Origin of the sequence: Piscinibacter sp. XHJ-5 (assembly GCF_029855045.1) — a bacterium.
Classification (GTDB): Bacteria; Pseudomonadota; Gammaproteobacteria; order Burkholderiales; family Burkholderiaceae_C; genus Albitalea.
In genome coordinates, this window is record NZ_CP123228.1 from 1,660,198 (window position 1) to 1,683,205 (window position 23,008).

At 67.9% G+C, this 23,008-nt stretch carries 16 protein-coding genes; 8 read left to right on the forward strand and 8 right to left on the reverse strand.

Going from position 1 to position 23,008, the window contains the following annotated elements:
* Positions 1-10: 10 nt before the first annotated feature.
* Both rmuC and P7V53_RS07810 read left to right on the forward strand, forming a co-directional pair.
* Complete coding sequence (gene rmuC, locus P7V53_RS07805; RefSeq protein WP_280154917.1) at positions 11-1,330, forward strand: DNA recombination protein RmuC; 1,320 nt, start codon at positions 11-13, stop codon at positions 1,328-1,330.
* A gap of 67 nt (positions 1,331-1,397) precedes the next feature.
* Positions 1,398-2,543, forward strand: a complete 1,146-nt coding sequence (locus P7V53_RS07810) for an MFS transporter (RefSeq protein WP_280154918.1) — start codon at positions 1,398-1,400, stop codon at positions 2,541-2,543.
* Positions 2,544-2,575: 32 nt separating this feature from the next.
* Here P7V53_RS07810 and P7V53_RS07815 read toward each other — a convergent pair whose 3' ends face one another.
* From P7V53_RS07815 to P7V53_RS07835, 5 genes are read right to left on the reverse strand one after another with little or no spacing between them, the layout of a single operon-like run.
* Complete coding sequence (locus tag P7V53_RS07815) at positions 2,576-3,205, reverse strand: glutaredoxin domain-containing protein (RefSeq protein ID WP_280154919.1); 630 nt, start codon at positions 3,203-3,205, stop codon at positions 2,576-2,578.
* 46 nt (positions 3,206-3,251) lie between these two features.
* On the reverse strand, positions 3,252-5,285 hold the full coding sequence (locus tag P7V53_RS07820; protein WP_280154920.1) for a M3 family metallopeptidase: 2,034 nt from the start codon (positions 5,283-5,285) through the stop codon (positions 3,252-3,254).
* Between the two features lie 22 nt (positions 5,286-5,307).
* Positions 5,308-6,168, reverse strand: a complete 861-nt coding sequence (gene folD / locus P7V53_RS07825; protein ID WP_280154921.1) for a bifunctional methylenetetrahydrofolate dehydrogenase/methenyltetrahydrofolate cyclohydrolase FolD — start codon at positions 6,166-6,168, stop codon at positions 5,308-5,310.
* Between the two features lie 60 nt (positions 6,169-6,228).
* On the reverse strand, positions 6,229-6,852 hold the full coding sequence (locus tag P7V53_RS07830; protein WP_280154922.1) for a response regulator transcription factor: 624 nt from the start codon (positions 6,850-6,852) through the stop codon (positions 6,229-6,231).
* Positions 6,849-9,497: a PAS domain S-box protein gene (locus tag P7V53_RS07835; protein WP_280154923.1), complete on the reverse strand. Its 2,649-nt coding sequence runs from the start codon at positions 9,495-9,497 to the stop codon at positions 6,849-6,851. The genes P7V53_RS07830 and P7V53_RS07835 overlap by 4 nt, the downstream gene beginning before the upstream one ends.
* A 68-nt stretch (positions 9,498-9,565) precedes the next feature.
* On the opposite strand from P7V53_RS07835, the gene aceE reads away from it, so the two are divergent.
* The 4 genes from aceE to lpdA are packed head-to-tail and all read left to right on the forward strand — an operon-like array spanning position 9,566 to position 16,319.
* Complete coding sequence (gene aceE, locus P7V53_RS07840; RefSeq protein WP_280154924.1) at positions 9,566-12,274, forward strand: pyruvate dehydrogenase (acetyl-transferring), homodimeric type; 2,709 nt, start codon at positions 9,566-9,568, stop codon at positions 12,272-12,274.
* A gap of 24 nt (positions 12,275-12,298) precedes the next feature.
* The gene (aceF, locus tag P7V53_RS07845) at positions 12,299-13,975 is read left to right on the forward strand and encodes a dihydrolipoyllysine-residue acetyltransferase (protein WP_280154925.1); all 1,677 of its coding nucleotides are present in this window, start codon (positions 12,299-12,301) and stop codon (positions 13,973-13,975) included.
* A 19-nt stretch (positions 13,976-13,994) separates the two neighbouring features.
* Positions 13,995-14,567: an MFS transporter gene (locus P7V53_RS07850; RefSeq protein WP_280154926.1), complete on the forward strand. Its 573-nt coding sequence runs from the start codon at positions 13,995-13,997 to the stop codon at positions 14,565-14,567.
* A 3-nt stretch (positions 14,568-14,570) separates the two neighbouring features.
* Positions 14,571-16,319 carry a dihydrolipoyl dehydrogenase gene (gene lpdA / locus P7V53_RS07855; protein WP_280154927.1) on the forward strand — a complete coding sequence of 583 codons (1,749 nt, stop codon included), beginning with the start codon at positions 14,571-14,573 and terminating at the stop codon, positions 16,317-16,319.
* Between the two features lie 4 nt (positions 16,320-16,323).
* Here the strand turns inward: lpdA and P7V53_RS07860 are convergent, their stop codons facing one another.
* A complete protein-coding gene (locus P7V53_RS07860; protein WP_280154928.1) occupies positions 16,324-17,760 on the reverse strand; it encodes a TolC family outer membrane protein in 1,437 nt (478 codons plus the stop codon).
* A gap of 358 nt (positions 17,761-18,118) precedes the next feature.
* On the opposite strand from P7V53_RS07860, the gene P7V53_RS07865 reads away from it, so the two are divergent.
* Positions 18,119-18,793, forward strand: a complete 675-nt coding sequence (locus P7V53_RS07865; protein ID WP_280154929.1) for a transglutaminase-like cysteine peptidase — start codon at positions 18,119-18,121, stop codon at positions 18,791-18,793.
* A 22-nt stretch (positions 18,794-18,815) separates the two neighbouring features.
* Positions 18,816-20,750, forward strand: coding sequence for an EAL domain-containing protein (locus P7V53_RS07870; RefSeq protein ID WP_280154930.1), 1,935 nt, complete (start codon positions 18,816-18,818; stop codon positions 20,748-20,750).
* A gap of 187 nt (positions 20,751-20,937) precedes the next feature.
* Here P7V53_RS07870 and P7V53_RS07875 read toward each other — a convergent pair whose 3' ends face one another.
* The gene (locus P7V53_RS07875) at positions 20,938-22,542 is read right to left on the reverse strand and encodes a response regulator (protein ID WP_280154931.1); all 1,605 of its coding nucleotides are present in this window, start codon (positions 22,540-22,542) and stop codon (positions 20,938-20,940) included.
* A 6-nt stretch (positions 22,543-22,548) separates the two neighbouring features.
* Entirely contained in the window at positions 22,549-23,004 is a 456-nt protein-coding gene (locus P7V53_RS07880) for a response regulator (protein ID WP_280154932.1), read from the reverse strand.
* Positions 23,005-23,008 lie beyond the last annotated feature (4 nt).

Below are 23,008 nucleotides of genomic sequence, written 5' to 3' on the forward strand. Positions count from 1 at the left end.
CAATCCCCGGATGGATTTCGCGCTCTGGCTCACGCTCGCATTCGCCGCCGTCAATTTCCTCCTGATTCTCTGGATTGCGCTGCGCCGCGACGACGAGGCCAGCCCGGCTTTCGAGCGACTCGAGCGCGAGCTGCGTGAAGAAGTCGGACGCAGCGCACAGGGCACGCGCGTGGAGCTGGCCAACGCACTCGGCGTGTTCCAGCAGACCCTGCAGAGCGCGCTCGCCGGGCAGACATCGCAGGCGCAGGCGTCGCGAGAGGCGCAGGACCAGGCGCTCAGGCGCTTCTCCGATTCGCTGGGCGAGCAGCTGCGCGCCCTGTCCGATGCGAACGAGCGGCGCCTGGCCGAGGTGAGGACCACGGTAGAACAGCGCCTGGCCACGCTGCAGCAGGGCAACGAGCAGAAGCTGGAGCAGATGCGCGCCACGGTCGACGAGAAGCTGCACCAGACGCTGGAAGCGCGGCTGGGAGAGAGCTTCAAGCAGGTCGCCGACCGGCTCGAGCAGGTGCATCGCGGGCTGGGCGAGATGCAGCTGCTGGCCAAGGACGTCGGCTCGCTGAACCGCGTGCTGACCAACGTGAAGACGCGCGGCATCTTCGGCGAAGTGCAGCTCTCGGGCCTGCTGGAGCAGGTGTTCACCCCGGAGCAGTACGCGACCAACGTCGAGACCGTGCCTGCCAGCGGCGCCCGGGTCGAGTTCGCGATCAAGCTGCCCGGCCGTCGCGAGGACAACAAGCCGCTGTGGCTGCCCATCGACTGCAAGTTCCCGCGTGAAGACTACGAGCGTCTGCTCGAGGCGCAGGACCGCGCCGATCCGGCAGGAGTGGAGCAGGCCGGCCGTGCGATCGAGGTGAGGCTGCGCACGGAGGCGAAGGCGATTCGCGACAAGTACCTGGCGCCGCCGCACACCACCGACTTCGGCATCATGTTCCTGCCCACCGAAGGCTTGTACGCAGAGGCGCTGCGCCGGCCGGGCCTGGTCGAAGGCTTGCAGCGCGAGCTGAAGGTCATGCTCACCGGCCCGACCACGCTGCTCGCGACGCTGAGCAGCCTGCAGATGGGTTTTCGCACGCTCGCGCTCGAGAAGCGTTCGGCTGAGGTGTGGGAGGTGCTCGGCGCAGTCAAGACCGAGTTCCACAAATTCGGCGACGTGCTGGCGAAGACGAAGAAGAAGCTCGACGAGGCGAGCAACACCATCGACGCCGCGCAGCGGCGCACGCGCGCGATGACGCGCAGCCTCAAGTCCGTCGAAGCGGTTCCCGACGCGCGGGTGCAGGCTCTGATCCCGGGCCTGCTCGACGAGCCGGCCGACGACGAAGAGGCCGCTTGAAGCCGGCAGCAGGGGTCCACGAAGGCGCACGAGCTCCGCGCGCGATGCCGGCCACGGAGGCTGCCGCTTGAGCTTTCCGCGACCGCTGATCGCGCTGATCCTCGGCCAGATCAGCCTGCACTCCTGCATGGCCGGCGTGCGCATGGCGGCGCCGCTGCAGGCACTGAAGCAGGGCCACAGCGAATGGGCGGTCGGCGTGCTCATGGCCTTGTTCGCGCTGGCGCCCATCGCACTGGCGCTGCCAGCGGGCCGCATGGCCGATCGCCACGGCTACCACCGGCCGCTGTACTTCGCCGTCGCCCTGTCGCTGGCCGGCGGCATCGTGCCGGCGCTCACCAGCCACTATCTCGCCATGTGTCTTGCCGCGATGCTGACCGGCGCGGGATCGAACGTCGGCTTGATCACCATCCAGCGAACCGCCGGCCGGATGGCCGCCGACAGCACCGAGCGCATGCGCGTGTTCAGCTGGCTGGGACTGGCGCCGGCGCTGGCCAACGTGGTCGGGCCGGTCACGGCCGGTGCGCTCATCGACCTCGCCGGCTTTCGCGCGGGCTTTGCGGCGCTGATGCTGATGCCGCTCGCCGCGCTGGTGCCGGCGCGGCAGGTGCCGGTCGACACGCCTGCGGCACCGCCGGCGGCCGCGGCGCGGTCGCGCACGTCCTGGGAGCTGCTGAGCATTCCTTCGATGCGCCGGCTGCTGCTGGTCAATTTCCTGGTGTCCGCGAGCTGGGACATGCACACCTTCGTGCTGCCGATCTTCGGCCATGAGCGCGGCCTCAGCGCGTCGGCCATCGGCGCGATCCTGGGGCTGTTCTCGCTGGCGGTGGCGGGCGTGCGCCTGATCATTCCGATCGTGGCGCATCGGCTGAGCGAGTCGCAGGTGCTGAGCGGGGCGATGCTGGGCGTTGCGGCGGTCTACGCGGTCTACCCGCTGCTGCATTCGGCCTGGCTCATGGCGCTGGCCGCCGCATCACTCGGGCTGGCGCTGGGCGCCGTGCAGCCGATGGTGATGTCCAGGCTGCACCACATCACGCCGCATGACCGTCACGGCGAGGCGATCGGTCTGCGCTCGATGGCGCTGAACCTGTCGAGCACCGTCATGCCCTTGCTGTTCGGCGCCACTGGCGCGGCCATCGGCGCGGCCGCGCTGTTCTGGGTGATGGGGGGCCTGGTCGGCGCGGGCAGCGCCGTCGCCAGGCGCATGGGCGGGTAAGGAACCACGAAGCCGCCGACTGTCGAGCCGGCCTAGAACCGGATTCCCGACGGCGAGGGTTGCACGGCCGGAGGCTGCTGCTCGACCGGCGCTGCGGGCGGCGGCACGGGCGTGCCTTGACGGCGCGTCACGGCGGGCGACTCGGTCAGTGGCGTCGCGGGCGGCGCCTGGTAGCTGGCAGGCAGCCGCGAGTCGCGCGGGTAGCCGGCGGAATCGAGGTACGAGTTCAGCGTCTCGCCCGCGAAGCCGCGCAGGACCTGGGCGCCTATGGTCACGGTGGGCGCATCGCGTCCTCCGGAGATGCGCATGAGTTCTTCTTCGTCCTGCCGCGTCACGATGAGCTTCTCGGCGAACGGCACGCCGCGCTGGCGCAGTGTCTGACGTGCCAGGTCGCAGGGCTCGCAGACCTTCAGCGCGTACAGCGTGACCGGATAGCGCTGCATCGCCTGTCGCAGCTCGAGGGGAAGCGCCGGCTCGCTGACGACGCTGGCGCTGCTGCCCGTCAGCCGGGTCACCTTGCTCCCGCTGTTGGGCGGCGGCGGCGTGTCGGTGTAGGTCACCTTGCCGTCGGGTCCGACCACCTTGTACAGGGCATGGCTGGGCAACGCGACGAGCAGCGCCGCCAGCGCCATGGCCCAATCCCAACGAGCGGTCTTGTTCATCTCGGTATTCCTTCCGCCCCCAATCTAACGGCCAGCCGGCGCCGACTCAAGCCATGCCTTGGTGTCGCAGCAACGCATCGATGCGCGGCTCGCGCCCGCGGAAGGCCTTGAAGCTTTCCATCGCGGTGCGGCTGCCCCCCGCTTCGAGCACTGCTTCACGATAACGGCGACCGGTGTCCACGTTCAGCACCGTACCCGCCGTTTCGGCTGTTTCCTCGAAGGCGCTCCAGGCGTCGGCGCTCAGCACCTCGGCCCACTTGTAGCTGTAGTAGCCGGCCGAGTAGCCGCCGGCGAAGATGTGCGAGAAGGTGTGCTGGAAGCGGTTGAAGGGCGGGGGCGGCATCACGGCCACCTCGCGGCGCACCTCGTCGAGCACGGCCTGGATGCGCTCCTCGCTGCCGGGCTCGCTGTGCAGCCGCATGTCGAACAACGCGAACTCCACCTGGCGCAGCGTCTGCAGTCCGCTCTGGAAGTTCTTGGCAGCCAGCATGCGGTCGAACAGGCTGCGCGGCAGCGGGGCGCCGGAGTCCACATGCGCCGTGAGCCGTTTGAGCACGTCCCACTCCCAGCAGAAGTTCTCCATGAACTGGCTCGGCAGCTCCACCGCGTCCCACTCGACGCCCGAGATGCCCGCGACGCCGATGTCGTCCACCTGCGTCAGCATGTGATGCAGGCCGTGGCCGAATTCATGGAACAGCGTGGTCACCTCGTCGTGCGTCAGCAGCGCCGGCTTGCCTTGGAGGGGCGGGGTGAAGTTGCACACCAGGTGCGCAACCGGCGTCTGCAGCGAGCCTTCGGGTCGTGCCCAGCGCCCCCGCACGTCGTCCATCCAGGCGCCGGGTCGCTTGCCCGGTCGCGCGTAGGGGTCGAGGTAGAACTGGCCGACGAGCTGCGTGCCCCGCTCGATGCGGAAGAAGCGCACGCTGGGATGCCACACCGGCGCGCTGTCCGGCCGGATGCTCACCTCGAAGAGGGTCTCGACGATGCGGAACAGTCCTTCCAGCACCTTGGCCTCGGTGAAGTACTGCTTCACCTCCTGGTCGCTGAAGGCGTAGCGGGCCTCCTTGAGCTTTTCGCTCGCGTAGGCGATGTCCCACGACTGCAGGTCGGCCAGCCCCAGCGAGTCGCGCGCGAAGTCGCGCAGCTCCTGCAGGTCGCGCTCGGCGTATGGCCGGGCACGGCGCGCCAGGTCGTGCAAGAAGTCCATCACCTGCCGCGGCGTGTCCGCCATCTTCGGCACCAGCGAGACCTCGGCGTAGTTGGCGTAGCCCAGCAGGCGCGCCTCCTCCTGCCGCAGCTTCAGCAGCTGGCGCATCGTGTCGCTGTTGTCGAGATCGGCGGGGCCGAGCTCGCTGGCGCGCGTGACGTGCGCCGTGTAGAGCTTCTCGCGCAAGGCGCGGTTGGCACCGTACTGCAGCACCGGGAAGTAGCTCGGGAAGTGCAGCGTCAGCTTGTGGCCGTCCTTGCCCTCGGCCTGGGCCGCGGCGCGCGACGCCTGCTTGACGTCTTCGGGCACGCCTTCGAGCTCTTCGAGGCTGGCGTAGCAAGCGTAGCCGTCGGTGGCGTCGAGCACGTGCTCCGAATACTTCTGCGCCAGCGCGGCCTGCTCTTCCTGCAGCTGCTGGAAGCGCTGCTTCGCTTCGCCTTGCAATTCGGCGCCCGACAGGACGAAGTCGCGCATCGCATTGGACAGCGCCTTGCGCCGCGCCGCGCTCAGCCGCTCGGCCGAAGGCGCACCGGCGACGGCCTTGTACTTCGCGTACAGCCGTTCGTCGGACGCATGGCGGGTGAACAGCTCCGTGACCTTCGGCAGCGCGGCGTTGTAGGCCGAGCGCAGCTCCGGCGTGTCGGCCACCGCGTTGAGGTGACCGACTGCGCCCCATGCGGACTTGAGCCGCTCGTCGGCGACATCGAGCACGGCCGACAACGCGTCGTAGTCCGGCGGCACGCCGGGGCCGACGGCCTTCTCCAGCGCTTCGTCGGCGTTCTTCAGGAGAACCTCGACCGCAGGCTCGACGTGCTCGGGTCGGATCTGGTCGAAAGCCGGCAGGCCTTCGGACACCAGCAGGGGATTCATCATCGGCGACCTCCTTGATCGACGGTCAGACCGCGGCGCCTGCCGCGCGTTCCGCGGACTCGACCGTGTTGACGAGCAACATCGCACGCGTCATCGGACCGACGCCGCCCGGCACCGGCGTGATCCAGCCGGCCACCTTCGAGACGCCGTCGAAGTCGACGTCGCCGCACAGCTTGTCCGCCTCGTTGCGGTTCATGCCGACATCGATCACGACGGCGCCCGGCTTGACCATGTCGGCCGTCAGCACATTGCGCTTGCCCACGGCCGCCACGACGATGTCGGCCTCGCGCGTGTGCGCCGCCAGATCGGGCGTGGCGCTGTGGCAGATGGTGACCGTGGCGTGGGCCTGCAGGAGCAGCATCGCCATCGGCTTGCCGACGATGTTGCTGCGTCCGATCACCACCGCGCGTTTGCCGCGCGGGCTGCAGCCGACGGCTTCCAGCATCTTCATGCAGCCGTAGGGCGTGCAGGGCCTGAAGCCCGGCTGGCCGATCATCAGCGCTCCGGCGCTCTGGACGCTGAAGCCGTCGACGTCCTTCTTCGGCGAGATGGCTTCGATGACCTTGTTCGCGTCGATGTGCGCCGGCAAGGGCAGTTGGACGAGGATGCCGTGGATGGCCGGATCGGTGTTGAGCGCATGGACGCGGGCCAGCAACTCGGCCTCGCTCAGCGAGGCATCGTACTTCTCGAGCACCGAGCGCATGCCGGTGCTCTCGCAGTCGTTGACCTTGTGCTTCACGTAGACCTGCGACGCCGGGTTGTCGCCGACCAGCACCACTGCGAGGCCGGGTTGCAGTCCGCGCGCTTTCAGCGCGGCGACGCGCTCCGCCACCTCCGCCCGGATCTTCTTCGCCAGTGCGTTGCCGTCGATCAGTTGAGCAGCCATCGGAGCGTCCTTGAAAAGCAAAAGGCCGCTCGTCGGCGGCCTTTGTCGTGGGAGATGCGGTTACGCCTTCGCCTGCGCGCCGAGCGCGATCTTGAGCAAGTCGGCGACGGTGTTGGCGTTGAGCTTTTCCATGATGTTGGCGCGGTGCGCCTCCACCGTCTTGATGCTGATGCCCAGGTCGTCGGCGATCTGCTTGTTGAGCCGGCCCGCGACGATGCGCTCCAGCACCTGGGCCTCGCGGGTGGTGAGGCGCGACAGCAGCGCGTCGCGGCTGGCCGCCTCCTGGTGCTGGCTGAAGGCGGCGCGGGCCTGGTCGAGCATGCGCTCCACCAGGCCCAGCAGCTCTTCTTCCTTGAAGGGCTTCTCGATGAAGTCCATCGCGCCCTTCTTCATGGTGGTGACGGCCATCGGCACGTCGCCGTGGCCGGTGATGAAGACGATGGGCAGTGGCGAGCGGCGCTCCATCAGCCGGTCCTGCAGTTCCAGCCCGCTCATGCCGTCCATGCGGATGTCGGCGATCAGGCAGGCGACTTCGCGCGGGTCGAAGCGGGACAGGAAGGATTCCGAGGAATCGAAGCACTTGACCCGGTAGTCCTTGCCTTCGAGCAGCCACTGAAGGGAATCGCGAACCGCCTCGTCGTCATCGACGACATAGACCGTGCCTTTCTTCGGAATCAAGCTCATGAAGTGACAGCAGAGTTGGTGGTTGAAGAAGCCTCGGTCCGCGTGGTTTCCACCGGCAGCGTGAAGGTGAAGCTGCAGCCCACGACGGAGGCGCCATTGTAGAGGTTCTGGGCACGAATCCTGCCTCTGTGGGATTCGATGATCGAGCGGCAGAGGCTCAGGCCGATGCCCAATCCTTCGGCCTTGGTGGAGAAGAACGCTTCGTAGAGCCGCGAGATGACATCGTCCTTGATTCCGGGGCCCATGTCCGTGACGGAAAACTCGATTACGCCGCCTTCTTCGGGCGTGTGCCGCGGCACGACGCGCAATTCGATGTTTCGCCGCGAAGGCGGCATGTGGCCGGCGTCGATCGCTTCGGCGGCGTTCTTGATCAGGTTGAGTACCACCTGCTCGATCAGGATGGGGTCGACCATCAGCGTGGGCAGTCGCTGCGCGACATAGGTGTGTATCGACACATTGCGCCGGCGCAGCTCGATGCTCGCCAGCTCGACCGCATCCTCGACGATGGTCTTGGCCTGCGATGGCTGGCGCTGCGGCTCGCTCTTCTTCACGAAGTTGCGGATGCGGTGGATGATCTGGCCCGCGCGCTGCGCCTGGCGAGAGGTCTTGTCCAGTGCGGCGATCAGGTCGGCCTTCTCGATGGCGTCGTTCTTGACCCGCGTGACGATGCCGTTGCAGTAGTTGGCGATGGCGGTGAGCGGCTGGTTCAACTCGTGCGCCACCGACGACGCCATCTCGCCCATCGTCACCAGGCGGCTCGTCACCTGCGCCTTCTCCGCCTGGCTCGCGGCCAGCGCTTCCGCGGCCCGGCGCGCGGTGATGTCGGTGGCGATCAGCATCTGCGCGAGGCGGCCGTCGGTCCACTGCAGGTAGCGCGAGCGCACGTCGAACCACTTCTTCAGCGGCTCGATGTAGACCTCGCGCGGGTCGGAGCCGGCTTCGGTGAGCTCCTGCGCCGGCAGGCCGCCGAAGCTGTCGACCGCGTCGTCGTGCTCGCGCAGGCTCGGCAGCCCCGGGTCGTCACCGGCCAGCAATGCGTGGCCCTGCGCTTCGGCGCCGAACCAGAGGCGGTAGGAGCGGTTGGCGAACAGCAGCTCGCCCTGCTGCACTGACAGCACCGACACCGCGGCATCCAGCCCCTCGAGCACGGTGGTGAAGCGCTCGTGCGAGGCCGAGAGCTGGTCGCGGATGCGCTTGGCCTCGGTGATGTTGGTCATCGAGGTCATCCAGCCGGTCTGCTGGCCCTTGGGGTCGATCAAGGGCGAGACGTACATGCGCGCGTCGAACAGCGTGCCGTCCTTGCGCATCACCTTGACCTCGATGCCGCCTGCGGGGCTGCGTCCCTGCAGCTCCTGCTGGAACAGGCGGTTGTTCTCCTCGTAGCGATCGGGTGGCCAGTGCGGGAAGGGGGGCTGGCGGCCGATCAGCTCGGCTTCGGAGAAGCCCGTCATCGCGCAGAAGGCCGGATTGACGTAGGTGATGCGGCCTTCCATGTCCATTGCGCGCATGCCGGTCAGCATGGAGTTCTCCATCGCGCGACGGAAATTGGCCTCCGACACGAGCGCGCTCTGCATCTGCAGGCGCCGGCCCATGTGGCGCCAGGTGCCCAGCAGCATCCATACCGTCAGCACCGAGAGCGCGGCGACCATCCAGAACAGCGTGTTGCTGATGAGGCCGATGGACGTGCGATAGCCCTGGCCGCGCAGGATCAACCCGTCGCCGGCCGGAGCGACCGGGACGTCGTGGACGATGGAGGCGGGGCGCACCTTCTGGCCAGGCATCGGGGTCACGGTGCTCGCCAGGACCTGCTCCTGCGCGTCGAGCAGCGTCACGGAGTGGCGGTTGGACACTTCGCGCGGCACGAAGTAGCGCAGCAGCGCCTCGACCGAATACTCGGCCACCAGCGTGCCGCTGAACGCGCTGCGATCGATCAGCGGGATGTGGACCTGGACGACCGGCGCGCCGTAGGTGTCGGTGAAAGGCCGGGTGTACACGGGCTGGCGCAGCGTGCGCGCCGCGAGAAAGGCGACCTCGGGCTCGCTGGCCTTGCCTTCCTTCGGCAGCGAGGCGCTGAATTCGTCGCCGCTGATGCCGGTCTCGGGATGGAAGCTGACCGCCGAATGCGCGGCGCGCCGGGTTCGATTGGCGGCGATCCAGAACAGGTGGTTGATCTCGGGCCGCTCGCGCGTGAAGCTCGCCGCCTGCCCGAGGAATTCGTCCTGGTCGATCGCCCGCGTGACCAGCTCGCGCGCGATGCGAACGAGCTGCTCCTGGTTCTCGATCAGCCGCAGGCGGATCTGCTGCTGGGCGATCTCGGTGTCTCTCTTGACGGACTCCTGCTCGCGCTCGAACTCCTCGTTGCGCAGGTACCAGAAGGCCGCAATGATCGCCGCGAGAAACAGCAGTACCGAGACCAGCGGACCCAGCGTCGCGAAGCGGTCCTGCTGCGCGGGGGACTGGCGCCGCCACCAGCGGCCGAACAGCCGACGCGGCAGTGTGGGCGAAGGTCGTCCCGGTGCGGCGTTGAGGCGGGGTGGTGGCATGGTGCGGATTATCGAATGCCCCGTCGTGAGCCGCCCCACACTCGCCGGGAGAAAAAGTGCTGTTCTGCGTGAATGCCACGATATGAAATCGCGTCGCACCATTTGAAAATGCGCGCGACTTGTGAGATAGTCCGCGCCACTCGCAAATAAACCCGTCCAGGAGACAAGCCATGGCCGCCATGCCTGAACCGTTCGTCGGTGCCGCTGCGAACGACACCGATTCCCAGGAAACCCGTGAGTGGCTGGACGCCCTGTCGGCCGTCATCGGCGCCGAAGGCGGCGACCGTGCTCACTTCCTGCTCGAGCAACTGATCGACCACGCGCGCCAGGCCGGCATCGACATGCCGTTCTCGGCGACCACTGCCTACGTCAACACCATCCCGACGGAGCAGGAGGAACGCTGTCCGGGAAACCTGGAGGTCGAAGAGCGGCTGCGCGCCTACATGCGCTGGAACGCGATGGCCATGGTGGTGAAGGCGAACCGGCTGCATCCGGAAGACGGCGGCGACCTGGGCGGGCACATCTCGTCCTTCGCTTCGCTCGCCACGATGTTCGGCGCCGGCTTCAACCACTTCTGGCACGCCGAGAGCGAAGGCCACGGCGGCGACCTCCTGTACATCCAGGGCCACTCCTCGCCCGGCATCTACGCACGCGCCTTCATGGAAGGCCGCCTCAGCGAGGACCAGCTGCTGCACTTCCGCCAGGAGGTCGACGGCAAGGGCATCTCGAGCTATCCGCACCCGAAGCTGATGCCCGAGTTCTGGCAGTTCCCGACCGTGTCGATGGGCCTCGGCCCGCTGATGGCGATCTACCAGGCGCGCTTTCTCAAGTACCTGCATGCCCGCGGCATCGCGAACACCGAAAACCGCAAGGTGTGGGTGTTCTGCGGCGACGGCGAGATGGACGAGCCCGAGTCGCTGGGCGCGATCGGCCTGGCGGCCCGCGAGAAGCTCGACAACCTGATCTTCGTCGTCAACTGCAACCTGCAGCGCCTCGACGGTCCGGTGCGCGGCAACGGCAAGATCATCCAGGAGCTGGAAGGCGAGTTCCGCGGTTCCGGCTGGAATGTCATCAAGCTGCTGTGGGGCAGCTACTGGGATCCGCTGCTGGCGCGCGACAAGGAAGAGATCCTGCGCAAGGTGATGATGGACACCGTCGATGGTGACTACCAGGCGATGAAGGCCAACGACGGCGCCTTCGTGCGAAAGCACTTCTTCGGACGGCATCCCAAGCTGCTCGAGACGGTCGCCAAGATGAGCGACGACGACATCTGGCGCCTGAACCGCGGCGGCCACGATCCGCAGAAGGTGTACGCGGCCTACCACCGTGCGGTCAACCACAAGGGCCAGCCGACGGTGCTGCTGATCAAGACCGTCAAGGGCTTCGGCATGGGCAAGAGCGGCGAAGGCAAGATGACCGCGCACCAGACCAAGAAGCTCACCGACGACGACATCAAGAGCTTCCGCGACCGCTTCAACATCCCGGTCTCCGATGAACAGATCGCCGCCGGCATCCCGTTCTACAAGCCGAGCGACGACACGCCGGAGATGAAGTACCTCCACGAGCGCCGCAAGGCGCTGGGCGGCTACCTGCCGCAGCGCCGCACGAAGGCCGACGAGCAGCTCAAGGTGCCCGAGCTCGACACCTTCAAGGCTGTGCTCGAGCCGACCGTCGAAGGTCGCGAGATCTCCACCACGCAGGCCTACGTGCGCTTCCTCACGCAGCTGCTGCGCGACAAGGAGATCGGCCCGCGCGCCGTGCCCATCCTGGTCGACGAGGCGCGCACCTTCGGCATGGAGGGCCTGTTCCGGCAGATCGGCATCTACAACCCCGAGGGTCAGAAGTACACGCCGGTCGACAAGGACCAGGTCATGTACTACAAGGAAGACAAGGCCGGCCAGATCCTGCAGGAAGGCATCAACGAAGCGGGCGGCATGAGCTCGTGGATCGCCGCGGCGACGTCGTACTCGACGAACAACCGCATCATGATCCCGTTCTACGTGTACTACTCGATGTTCGGCTTCCAGCGCATCGGCGACCTCGCGTGGGCGGCGGGTGACATGCAGGCGCGCGGCTTCCTGCTCGGCGGCACCTCGGGTCGCACGACGCTGAACGGCGAGGGCCTGCAGCACGAAGACGGCCACAGCCACATCCTGGCCGGCACCATTCCCAACTGCATCAGCTACGACCCGACCTTCGCGCACGAGGTCGGCGTGATCCTGCACCACGGGCTCAAGCGGATGGTCGAGAAGCAGGAGAACGTCTACTTCTATCTCACGCTGCTCAACGAGAACTACCCCATGCCCGGACTCAAGCCCGGCACCGAGGAGCAGATCATCAAAGGCATGTATCTGCTCGAGGAAGGCGCGAAGAAGACGCCGCGCGTCAATCTGCTGGGCTCCGGCACGATCCTGCGCGAGAGCATCGCCGCGAAGGCGCTGCTCGAGAAGGACTGGGGCGTGGCCGCCAACATCTGGAGCTGCCCGAGCTTCAACGAGCTGGCGCGCGACGGCCAGGAAGTCGAGCGCTGGAACCTGCTGCATCCGACGAACGCGCCACGCGTGCCCTTCGTCGCGCAGCAGCTCGAACCGTACGCGGGGCCGGTCATCGCCTCCACCGACTACATGAAGAACTACGCCGAGCAGATCCGCGCCTTCATTCCCAAGGGCCGCGTCTACAAGGTGCTCGGCACCGACGGCTTCGGCCGTTCCGATTTCCGCAGCAAGCTGCGCGAGCATTTCGAGGTGAATCGCCACTACATTGTGGTCGCCGCGCTGAAGGCGCTGGCCGAGGAGGGCACGCTGCCGGTTGCCAAGGTCGCCGAGGCGATCCAGAAGTACGGCATCAACGCCGACAAGCTCAACCCGCTGTACGCCTGAAGAAGAACCGCGGAGACAACGAACATGGCACTGGTGGAAGTCAAGGTCCCCGACATCGGGGACTTCAAGGACGTGGAGGTCATCGAGCTGCTGGTCAAGCCCGGCGACACGGTGAAGCGGGAGCAGTCGCTCGTCACGGTGGAAAGCGACAAGGCGTCGATGGAGATACCGTCGTCGCACGCCGGCGTGGTCAAGGACCTGCTGGTCAAGCTCGGCGACAAGGTCGGTGAAGGCTCCCGGCTGCTGATGCTCGAAGCCGAAGGCGCGCCGGAGGCCGCACCCGCCGCGGCCACGCCCGCCGCACCACCCCCGCCGGCAGCCGCTCCACCGCAAGCGCCTGCGCCGGCGGCGCCGGTCGCGCAAGGCGGCGGCGCCATCGAGGTGGTGGTGCCCGACATCGGCGACTTTTCCGAAGTGGCCGTCATCGAGCTCTTCGTCAAGCCCGGCGACACCGTGAAGGCCGAGCAGAGCCTGATCACCGTGGAGAGCGACAAGGCGTCGATGGAGATCCCGTCCTCGCATGCCGGCGTGGTCAAGGAGCTCAGGGTCAAGATCGGCGACAAGGTCAGCAAGGGCACGCCGCTGGCGTTGCTCGAAGGCGCTGCGGGCGCTGCTGCGCCTGTCGCTGCCCCCGCGCAAGCCGCCCCGGTGCAAGCGGCTGCTGCGGCTGCCGCGCCTGCCGAGGCCGCATCGCCGTCATCCGCCGAGCGCCATGTGCCGACGGCCGCGCTGCCTGCCCACGAGCCGACCAGGGCGCCGGTCAACCTGCCGCACGCCTCTCCGACCATCCGCAAGCTCGCACGCGAGCTCGGCGTACCGCTCGACGAGGTGAAGGGCAGCGGTCCCAAGGGCCGCATCACCCACGAGGACGTGCATGCCTTCGTCAAGGGCGTCATGGCGGGCAGCGTGCAGACCAAGGGCCAGGCGGCCAAGGCACCGGCAGGCGCTGCGCCGGCCGGAGGGGCCTTCCCCGGTCTGCTGCCGTGGCCGCAGGTCGACTTCACGAAGTTCGGACCGATCGAGCGCAAGGACCTGTCGCGCATCAAGAAGATCAGCGGCGCCAACCTGCACCGCAACTGGGTCGTCATTCCGCACGTCACCAACCACGACGATGCCGACATCACCGAGCTGGAGGCCTTCCGCGTCCAGCTCAACAAGGAGAACGAGAAGAGCGGCGTCAAGGTGACGATGCTCGCCTTCCTCATCAAGGCCAGCGTCGCCGCGCTGAAGAAGTTCCCCGAGTTCAATGCATCGCTCGACGGCGAGCAGATCGTGCTGAAGCAGTACTTCCACATCGGCTTCGCTGCCGACACGCCCAACGGCCTGGTCGTTCCGGTGATCAAGGACGCCGACAAGAAGGGCGTGCTGCAGATCTCGCAGGAGATGAGCGAGCTGGCGAAGAAGGCGCGCGACGGCAAGCTCGGCCCGGCCGACATGAGCGGCGGCTGCTTCTCGATCTCTTCGCTAGGCGGCATCGGCGGCCGCTATTTCACCCCGATCATCAATGCACCCGAGGTTGCCATCCTCGGCGTCTGCAAGTCAAACACCGAGCCCCGTTGGGATGGAAAGGCCTTCCAGCCGCGGTTGATGCTGCCCTTGTCGCTAAGCTGGGATCACCGCGTGATCGACGGGGCCGCGGCGGCCCGCTTCAACGCGTACCTGGGCCAGATCCTGGCTGACTTCCGTCGCGTTCTCTTGTAAGAACAAAAAGGAGCGCGCCATGACGACGGTTGTGGTGGTCCGCAAGGGCGGGCAGGTGGCCATTGCGGGTGACAGCCTGGTGACCTTCGGCGACACGCGGCTCGCCCACGGCTATGAACAGAACGACAAGCTGTTCAAGGTCGGCGATTCATGGTTCGGCATGTCCGGCACGACGGCGCACTTTCCGGTGCTGCGCCGCGCGCTGAACGGCCTGACGCCCGACGAGCTGCGCCTCGGCTCGCGCGACGAGGTGTTCGACACCTTCCTGCGCCTGCATCCGAAGCTGAAGGACACCTTCTTCCTCAACACGAAGGAAGAGGATTCCGACCCCTACGAGAGCTCGCAGTTCACCGCGCTGATCGCCAACCCGGCGGGCATCTTCGGCGTCTATTCGTACCGCGAGGTGTTCGAGTTCGACCGCTTCTGGGGCATAGGCACCGGCCGCGCGTTCGCCCTGGGCGCGATGTACGCCTCCTACGACAAGGCCAAGTCGGCCAAGGAGCTCGCCGAGATCGGCGTGCGCGCCGGCTGCGAATTCGACAAGAACTCCAGCGGGCCGGTGCGGGTTCACATGATCAAACTGAAAGACTGAGACATGGACATCAAGGTTCCCGACATCGGCGACTTCAAGGACGTCGTGGTCATCGAGGTGCTGGTCAAGCCTGGCGACACCATCAAGCCCGAGCAGTCGCTGATCACCGTCGAGAGCGACAAGGCGTCGATGGAGATCCCGGCGTCGCAAGGCGGCGTCGTGAAGGAGCTGAAGGTCAAGATCGGCGACAAGGTGAGCGAAGGGTCGGTGATCCTGTCGGTGGAAGGCGAGGGCGCCGCGGCTGCCGCGCCGGCCCCTGCCGCGCCGGCACCCCAAGCGGCGCCGCCGAAGGCCGACGCCGCGCCCGCACCGCAAGCGGCCTCGTACGCGGGCGGCGCCGACATCGAATGCGACATGCTGGTCCTCGGCGCCGGCCCCGGCGGCTACTCCGCCGCCTTCCGCTCCGCCGACCTCGGCATGAAGACCGTGCTGGTCGAGCGATTCCCCACGCTCGGCGGCGTGTGCCTCAACGTCGGCTGCATTCCGTCCAAGGCGCTGCTGCACGTGGCCGCGGTGATGGACGAGGCCAGGCACTTCGACGCGTACGGCATCACCTACGGCGCGCCGAAGATCGATCTCGACAAGCTGCGCGCACACAAGCAGAAGGTCGTCGGCAAGCTGACCGGCGGCCTGGCCGCGATGGCCAAGATGCGCAAGGTGACGGTGGTCACCGGCAACGGCGAGTTCGCCGATCCGCATCACCTGAAGGTCACGATGCCCGACGGCAAGACGCAGACCATCCGGTTCAAGAACGCGATCATCGCCGCCGGCTCCGAAGCGGTGAAGCTGCCCTTCCTGCCGAAGGACGATCCGCGGATCGTCACCTCCACCGGCGCGCTGGAGCTGCGCCAGAACCCGAAGCGCATGCTGGTGATCGGCGGCGGCATCATCGGCCTCGAGATGGGCACCGTGTACTCCACGCTTGGCGCCCGCCTCGACGTGGTCGAGATGCTCGACACCCTGATGACCGGCGCCGACCGCGACCTCGTCAAGGTGTGGCAGAAGATGAATGCGCCGCGCTTCGACAACGTCATGCTGAAGACCAAGACCGTGGGTGCCGAAGCGACTTCCGAAGGCATTCGCGTGAGCTTCGAAGGCGAGGCAGCGCCGAAGGAGCCGCAGGTCTACGACCTCGTGCTGCAGGCGGTGGGACGCGTGCCCAACGGCAAGCGCATCGGCGCGGACAAGGCCGGCGTGATCGTCGGCGACCGCGGCTTCATCCCGGTCGACATCCAGATGCGGACCAACGTGCCGCACATCTTCGCCATCGGCGACATCGTCGGCCAGCCGATGCTGGCCCACAAGGCGGTGCACGAGGCCCACGTGGCCGCCGAAGTGGCCGCCGGGCACAAGGCGGCCTTCGAGGCGCGCGTGATCCCGAACGTCGCCTACACCGACCCCGAGGTGGCGTGGGTCGGCCTCACGGAGGACGAGGCCAAGGCCAAGGGCGTGAAGGTCAAGAAGGGGCTGTTCCCCTGGACGGCGTCGGGCCGCGCCATCGCCAACGGGCGCGACGAAGGCTTCACCAAGCTGCTGTTCGACGAGGAGTCGCACAAGATCGTCGGCGGCGGCATCGTCGGCACGCATGCCGGCGACCTGATCAGCGAGATCGTGCTGGCAGTCGAGATGGGAGCCGACGGTGTCGACATCGGCAAGTCGATCCACCCGCATCCGACGCTGGGCGAGAGCATCGGCATGGCGGCGGAGGTCTACGAAGGCGTGTGCACCGACGTGCCGCCGCCTCGGCGCTGAGGCGTCACTTGTCGGCGATGCGCCTGGCGCGCTCGTCGAGCAACTTGCGCTCGGTGGTGACCACTTCCGAGGTCATCACCGGGCAGCGCCCCGGCGCATCCTCGCCGGCCGCCCAGTTCGCCGCTTCCGCTGCCGCCGGATCGACGCGCGCCACGCCCAGCAGCGTGGTCAGCTGGTTCATCGCCGCATGCGTGCGCGCGTACGCGATGCCGAGGTCGAACTCGGCGTTGGCATAGGCGCGCTTGGCGGTGTAGAGCTCGTTCTCCGCGTTCAGCAGGTCGAGCAGGCTGCGCTGTCCGATGTCGAACTGCTGCCGATAGGCGTCGCGCGCCTTCTCGATGGCGAGGGTGTTGCGGTCCAGGAGCTGCAGCTGCTCGGCCAGCTTGCGCGTGTCGTTGAATGCAATGGCCGCGGTCTGGCGCGTGTCGCGGCAGGTGCGGTCGCGCAGGTCGGCGGCTTGGCTGACGACGTTGCGCTGCTGGCGCACGCGGGCCTGGTCGGCGCCGCCGTTGTAGAGGTTCCAGTTCAGCACGATCTCGGCGGTGCTGTCGCGGCGCTGGTCACGCACACCCTCGAAGTTGTTGCCGCTGCCGGCGCGCAGCCGCGCCTCGATGGTCGGCTGGAACACCGATTGACGCACTTCGGCGGCCGAGCGGGCCGAGCGCAGGCCTTCGATGCTCGCGCTGATGGCCGCGTTCTGCCGGATCGCGGACAGCATCGCTTCGTCGCTGCTCGACGGCGTCGAGCGCGTGAGCGGCGCCAGCGGCGGGATGACCTTGGGCGGCGGCTCGCCGACGACGCGCTGATAGCGGGCCGTGACGTCGTGCAGGTTGGCGATCTCGGTGCTCAGGTTCGATTCGGCCAGTGCCAGGCGGGCATTGGCCTGCTCGAGGTCCACGCCGCGGCCGACGCCGGCCTTGAAGCGCGACTGGATCTGCAGCGAGGCGTACTTGTGCTGCACATAGTTGTCTTCGGCCAGCTGCACCAGGCGGCGAAAGCGCTGCACGTCGTACGTGGCGCGCGCCGCCTCGAGCGCGGTCTGCTCGGTGACGTCGAGCAGCTCGAAATACCGGGCCAGCTTGTCGTGCCCGAAGCGGTCGACCTCGCGCTTCGTGCCCAGGCCGTCCCACAGCAGCTGTGTGAGGCTCAGTGCGACGCCGTTGCGCGACACCGACAGGCTCTCGGGCGTGCGAGTCGGGATGCGGTCGCTGTCGCGGCCGGTGTTGGCATTGAGATCGACGCGCGGGTAGTAGGCACCGCGCGCCGCGTCGACCGCGTCGACGGCCGCTCGATAGGCGTGGAAGCGCGCCGTGACGTCGGGATTCGTCTGCACGGCCGCCTCGACCGCGGAGCGCACCGGATCGGGCGTCTGGGCGATGGCCTGCGAGGCGGACAGCAGAAGGGCGAGGGCGCTGAGGGTGGCGGGGGTCGTGAGTCGCATGTGCTTCGTGTTGTCGGGCAGGGCGTGTAGCGAGCCCGGCGCGGCGCCCAGCGACTGCCTTGGCACCGGGGCGCAGTGTATGCGCGCAGGCGGCGTCGCTGAGTGCTCGAATGTGTGCCCCTGCTCTCTATTTCGACCCCTGCGTGTGCCAGTTCACGACCTTGAAACACGTGTATCGCAGATACTGCGCGGCGATGCGTGTGTCGCGTGACGCAGGTCACAGGCGTTACCGGGCGAAAGCTGTTCAAGTTGGCGGCCGGAACGACGACAACGAAGCGTCGACTCGTCCATCGTGCAAGACGCCATTTCCTTTCCCGCCATCGCTCTGCCGCCTCGCCGTGATCACGATGGCGAGGCCATGCATCGCCTGTGGGCCGCATGCCAGCTGTGGGTGCAGCGGCTGCTCATGCTGGCCATCGTCGTCGCGGCCTTTCATCCGCGCGCGTGGGACGCCGAACGCATGCTTGCAGCGGCGCAGCGGCACGGGCCGAAGGCGCTCGCCGGCGCCCGTGCGCTGCAAGGCGTGCTGCAAGCCGCCAACGATGCCGACGACGACGCCAAGCTGCTCGCGCTGAACCAGTTCTTCAACCGCCGCATCCAGTCGCGCGACGACAGCGAGCTGTGGGGCCAGGTCGACTACTGGGCGAGTCCGCTCGAGATGCTGGAAAAGGGAGCCGGCGATTGTGAGGACTTCGCGATCGCCAAGTACTTCAGCCTGCTCGCGCTCGGCATGCCGGTGCAGAAGCTGCGGCTGGTGTACGTGCGAGCGCAGATGGGCGGCTCCGGCGGGCCGGTGCAGGCCCACATGGTGCTCGCCTACTACGCGGCGCCGAACGCCGAGCCGCTGATCCTCGACAACCTGGTCACCGACGTGCGACCGGCTTCGCGCCGCACCGACCTGTCACCGGTGTTCAGCTTCAACAGCGAGGGCCTCTGGCAGGGCGTGGGCAGCCAAAGCGCCGGTGATCCGGCGGCGCGGCTGTCGCGCTGGCGCGAGATCCTCGTGAAGGCGCGTGCGGAGGGCTTCCAGTGAGTCCGCACCAGGGGCAGGCGCGATGTCGCTGATCCGGCAGATCTGGCTGCTGCTGGTGGGCGCGCTGCTGCTCGCGTTCCTCGGCAGCATGGGCGTGGCCATCTCGTCGGCCCGCGACACGCTGCAGACGCAGCTGCGCCTCAAGAACAACGACAACGCCGCATCGCTGGCCCTCGCGCTGTCGCAGCAGCGCGGCGACCCGCAGCTGATGGAGCTGCTGATGGCGGCGCAGTTCGACACGGGCTTCTACCGGCTGATCCGCTTCACGACGACCGATGGCCGCGTCCTCTTCTTGCGCGAGGCGGCGCAATCGCGCACCCAGGCCCCGGCGTGGTTCGTGGCGCTGCTGCCGATCGACTCGGAGCCGGGCACGGCCCAAGTCTCCGACGGCTGGCGCGCGATGGGCTCCGTGCAGGTGGTCAGCCACACGGCGTTCGCGCACGACGAGCTATGGGCAGGCAGCCAGCGTTCTGCGCTCGCGCTGGCGCTGATCGGCCTGGTGGCGGCGCTGGTGGCACGCGCCGTCGTGACCCGCATCCGCAAGCCGCTCGATGCCGCGGTGGAGCAGGCGCAGTCGCTGGTCAACGGCCAGTTCGTGAGCGTGGCCGAGCCGCGCGTGCCGGAACTCCAGCGGCTCACGCGGGCGATGAACACCATGGTCGGCCGCCTCAAGCTGATCTTCGAGGCGCAGGCCGAGCAGGTCGAGGCGCTGCGCCGCGAAGCGCACTCCGATCCGGTGACGGGGCTGTCCAATCGCAAGCACTTCATGGGCCAGCTGTCGGCCGCGCTGCAGGGCGAGGACGGCGCAGCCGAAGGAGGGCTGGTGCTGCTGCGCGTGCTGGATCTCGCCGGCATCAACCGCACGCTGGGCCACGCGACCACCGACCGCATGATCTGCGCGGTGGCGCAGGCGCTGCAGGCGTACACCCAGCGCGTGCCGGGCTGCCGCCTGGGCCGCCTCAACGGGTCCGACTTCGCGCTGTGCCTGCCGGCGGGCGGCGTGGCGCTGGAGACGGCGCAGGCGGTGACGCAGGCGCTGCGGGTCGTGCTCCCGGCGTTCGGGCACGGCGTGGCCATCGCGGTCGGCGCGGTGGAGATCCGACGCGACATGCACGTGGGGCAGGTGCTCGGCGCAGCGGACGCCGCGCTCGCGCTCGCGGAAAGCCGCGGGCCCTTCGCGGTCGAGCTGGGCGCCGACGGCCCCGGGGTGTCCGACACCGCCCGGCTCGGCGAAGGCGCGTGGCGCAGGGGCATCGGCGACGCGCTGGCGCAGGAGCGGCTGCGTCTGGTCAGCTTTCCGGTCATCAACGCCGAGCGCCAGCTCGTGCACCTGGAATGCCCGCTGCGCCTGCAGCTCGAAGCGGGCGGTTCTTTCGAGACAGCGGCGCGCTGGCTGCCGCTGGCGCTGCGCGCCAAGCAGACGGCCGCCATCGACGAGCGCGCGGTGATGCTTGCGCTGTCGGAGATCGCCCGCGATGGACAACCGCGCTGCATCAACCTGTCCAGCGCATCGCTCGCCGACAGCAACTTCGCGGCTCGCTTGCGCACGCTGCTGCTCGATGCCCCTGCGGCGGCGCGCAAGCTCTGGCTCGAGGTGCCCGAGGCCGCGGCCGTGGACCACTTCGCGCAGGTACACGAGCTGGGGCACCAGCTGCGCCCGGCCGGCGCGAAGGTCGGCCTGGAGCATGCCGGAGAGCGCATCGCCCGCATCGAGCGCCTGTTCGAGGCCGGGCTCGACTACGTGAAGCTCGATGCCGCGGTGGTGCAGGGACTGGCCGGCGACGGCGGGCGGGCGAACTACCTCAAGGGAGTCGTCGCCATGCTGCACGGGCTGTCGATGCAGGTGATGGCTGAAGGCGTGGCCGACCCGGAAGACGCGCAGGCACTGTGGCGAATCGGCGTCGACGGGATCACCGGTCCCTGGGCCAGCGCGTTGCGCGGTGACCTCGTGGCCTGACCTGGTTCGACACTAGTGTCGCGAGTTGGAAATACGTGGCGTTTGGGCCCGCCTTCGGTTCGACCAGATGGCGCCCTCGGTCGCCTGCGCGAAGGGGCCAATACGTCCAGTATTGGCCCCTTCGCGCAGCCGCCCGATCATCACCATCTGGTCGAATCGAAACGCCACGTATTTCCAACTCACGACACTAGGCAGCGAACTTTCGCCCCGCTGCCTCCACCCACGACAGGTTCAGCAGCGAGCCGGCACAGCTCAGCAGCGACTTCACGTCGACGGGCTTCGGCAGGAAGGCATTCGCGCCGGCGGCCATCGTCTTCGATTCGACGTCCGGCGTGGCGCTGGCCGACACCGCGACGATGGGCGTGGCATGCAGCGCCGGGAACGTGCGCAGGCGCTGGATGACCTCGAGGCCGCCGATGTCGGGCATCACGATGTCGACCAGCACCAGGTCCGGCTGCATGGCCTGGGCCTGCGCCAGGCCGTCGTAGCCGCCGGCGGCCTGCGCGACATCGAACCCCAGCCGGTCCAGCGCCTCCACCAGCACGGCGCGGTTCTCCGCCACGTCGTCGACCACCAGCACCTTCTTCTGCGGGCCCCGATAGCCGACGACGACACGCTCGGCCAGCGGCTGGTCCGGCGCGGGACAGCGGATGACCGGCACGTCGATCTCGAACCAGAACAGGTTGCCGGCGTGCAGTCGGCTCTTCACGTGGATGTCGCCGCCCATCAGGCGGACGAATTGCCGGCTGATCACCAATCCCAGGCCGGTGCCGCCACTGCGGCGGTGCGGCTCGCCGAGCTGCTCGAAGGGCTGGAACAGGCGCGACACCTGCTCCTCGCTCATGCCGATGCCGGTGTCCTCGACCTCGAAGCGCAGCCGCGACGGCGCACTGAAGCGCACCCGCAGCACCACCTGTCCGCGGTCGGTGAACTTCACCGCGTTGTCCAGCAGGTTGAGCAGCACCTGGCGCAGCCGCCGCTCGTCGGCACGAATGGCTTCGGGCAGGTCCGCGGCGAGGTCGCAGGTGAACTTCAGCTCGGGCTTCTGCTCCGCCTTGACTCGGATGATGCTCGCGATGACCTGCAGGAACTTGTCGAGCGCGAAATCGCTCGGGAACATCTCGATCTTGCCGGCTTCGATCTTCGCGACATCGAGGATGTCGTTGATGAGCGTCAACAGGTGCTCGCCGCTCTGGCGGATCGCCGTGATGCCGAGCTGCTGCCGCTCGCTGAGCGAGCGGTCCCACTGCAGGATCTGGGCGAAGCCCAGGATGCCGTTGAGCGGCGTGCGCAGGTCGTGGCTCATGTTGGCGAGAAAGGCGCTCTTCGCCTCGTTGGCGATTTCGGCGCGCTGCTGGGCCGCCTGCGCTTCGGCATGCGCCTGGCGCAGCGCCTCCTCCGCCTGGCTGCGGCCCATTGCGTAGCGGATGGCGCGGATCAGCAGCGAAGCATCGACCTGCCCCTTGACCAGGTAGTCCTGCGCCCCGAGCTGCAGTGCCTGCACCGCGATCTCCTCGTCGGTGAGGCCGGACAGCACGACCAGCGTCGGCAGCTTGACGCCGAGCGCCTGCAGCCGATGCAGGGTGTCGAGTCCGGTGCTCTCGGGCAGGCCGAGGTCGAGCAGCACGACGTCGGCGCTGTGCTCGCGCAACTGCTCCACGCCGGCGTTCAGATCATCGGCCCAGAGCAGCTCGAAGCGCAGGCCGCGGGCTTCGCCGAGCATCAGCTCGATGAGGCGTGCGTCGGCCGGGTTGTCTTCGATGAGCAGGACGCGGATCGGCGGCGTTTCCATCGTCATTCAGCTTCCCGGATGCGGAGGCAGCGTGACGATCGTCAGCCAGAATTGTTCGATGGCCTGAACGATGCGGGTGAACTGCTCGAAGTCGACCGGCTTGGTGACGTAGCAATTGCAGTTCAGGTTGTAGGCGCGGACGACGTCTTCCTCGGCCTGCGAGGTGGTCAGGATGACGACGGGAATGGCCTTCAGCAGCGGGTCGGCCTTCATCGACGCTAGCACTTCGCGGCCGTCCTTCTTGGGCAGGTTGAGATCGAGAAGGACGAGATCAGGCCGCGGCGCGGCCTCGTACGGCGCCTTCTGGCGCAGGAAGTCGAGCGCCGCGACGCCATCGGCGACGACATGGATCTCGTTCCAGACCTTGCCCCCTTTCAATGCCTCGCGCGTGAGCCGCACGTCGCCGGGGTTGTCCTCGACCATCAAGATCTCAATCGGCCTGAACGTTCTTTGCCCTGTCATCAGG

Excerpts from the sequence above, each read along its gene's own strand:
- rmuC (WP_280154917.1), top strand. The coding sequence starts at position 11 with ATGGATTTCGCGCTCTGGCTCACGCTCGCATTCGCCGCCGTCAATTTC.
- P7V53_RS07815 (WP_280154919.1), bottom strand. The coding sequence starts at position 3,205 with ATGAACAAGACCGCTCGTTGGGATTGGGCCATGGCGCTGGCGGCGCTG.
- P7V53_RS07820 (WP_280154920.1), bottom strand. The coding sequence starts at position 5,285 with ATGATGAATCCCCTGCTGGTGTCCGAAGGCCTGCCGGCTTTCGACCAG.
- folD (WP_280154921.1), bottom strand. The coding sequence starts at position 6,168 with ATGGCTGCTCAACTGATCGACGGCAACGCACTGGCGAAGAAGATCCGG.
- P7V53_RS07830 (WP_280154922.1), bottom strand. The coding sequence starts at position 6,852 with ATGAGCTTGATTCCGAAGAAAGGCACGGTCTATGTCGTCGATGACGAC.
- P7V53_RS07835 (WP_280154923.1), bottom strand. The coding sequence starts at position 9,497 with ATGGTGCGACGCGATTTCATATCGTGGCATTCACGCAGAACAGCACTT.
- aceE (WP_280154924.1), top strand. The coding sequence starts at position 9,566 with ATGGCCGCCATGCCTGAACCGTTCGTCGGTGCCGCTGCGAACGACACC.
- aceF (WP_280154925.1), top strand. The coding sequence starts at position 12,299 with ATGGCACTGGTGGAAGTCAAGGTCCCCGACATCGGGGACTTCAAGGAC.
- P7V53_RS07850 (WP_280154926.1), top strand. The coding sequence starts at position 13,995 with ATGACGACGGTTGTGGTGGTCCGCAAGGGCGGGCAGGTGGCCATTGCG.
- lpdA (WP_280154927.1), top strand. The coding sequence starts at position 14,571 with ATGGACATCAAGGTTCCCGACATCGGCGACTTCAAGGACGTCGTGGTC.
- P7V53_RS07860 (WP_280154928.1), bottom strand. The coding sequence starts at position 17,760 with ATGCGACTCACGACCCCCGCCACCCTCAGCGCCCTCGCCCTTCTGCTG.
- P7V53_RS07865 (WP_280154929.1), top strand. The coding sequence starts at position 18,119 with ATGCATCGCCTGTGGGCCGCATGCCAGCTGTGGGTGCAGCGGCTGCTC.
- P7V53_RS07870 (WP_280154930.1), top strand. The coding sequence starts at position 18,816 with ATGTCGCTGATCCGGCAGATCTGGCTGCTGCTGGTGGGCGCGCTGCTG.
- P7V53_RS07875 (WP_280154931.1), bottom strand. The coding sequence starts at position 22,542 with ATGGAAACGCCGCCGATCCGCGTCCTGCTCATCGAAGACAACCCGGCC.
- P7V53_RS07880 (WP_280154932.1), bottom strand. The coding sequence starts at position 23,004 with ATGACAGGGCAAAGAACGTTCAGGCCGATTGAGATCTTGATGGTCGAG.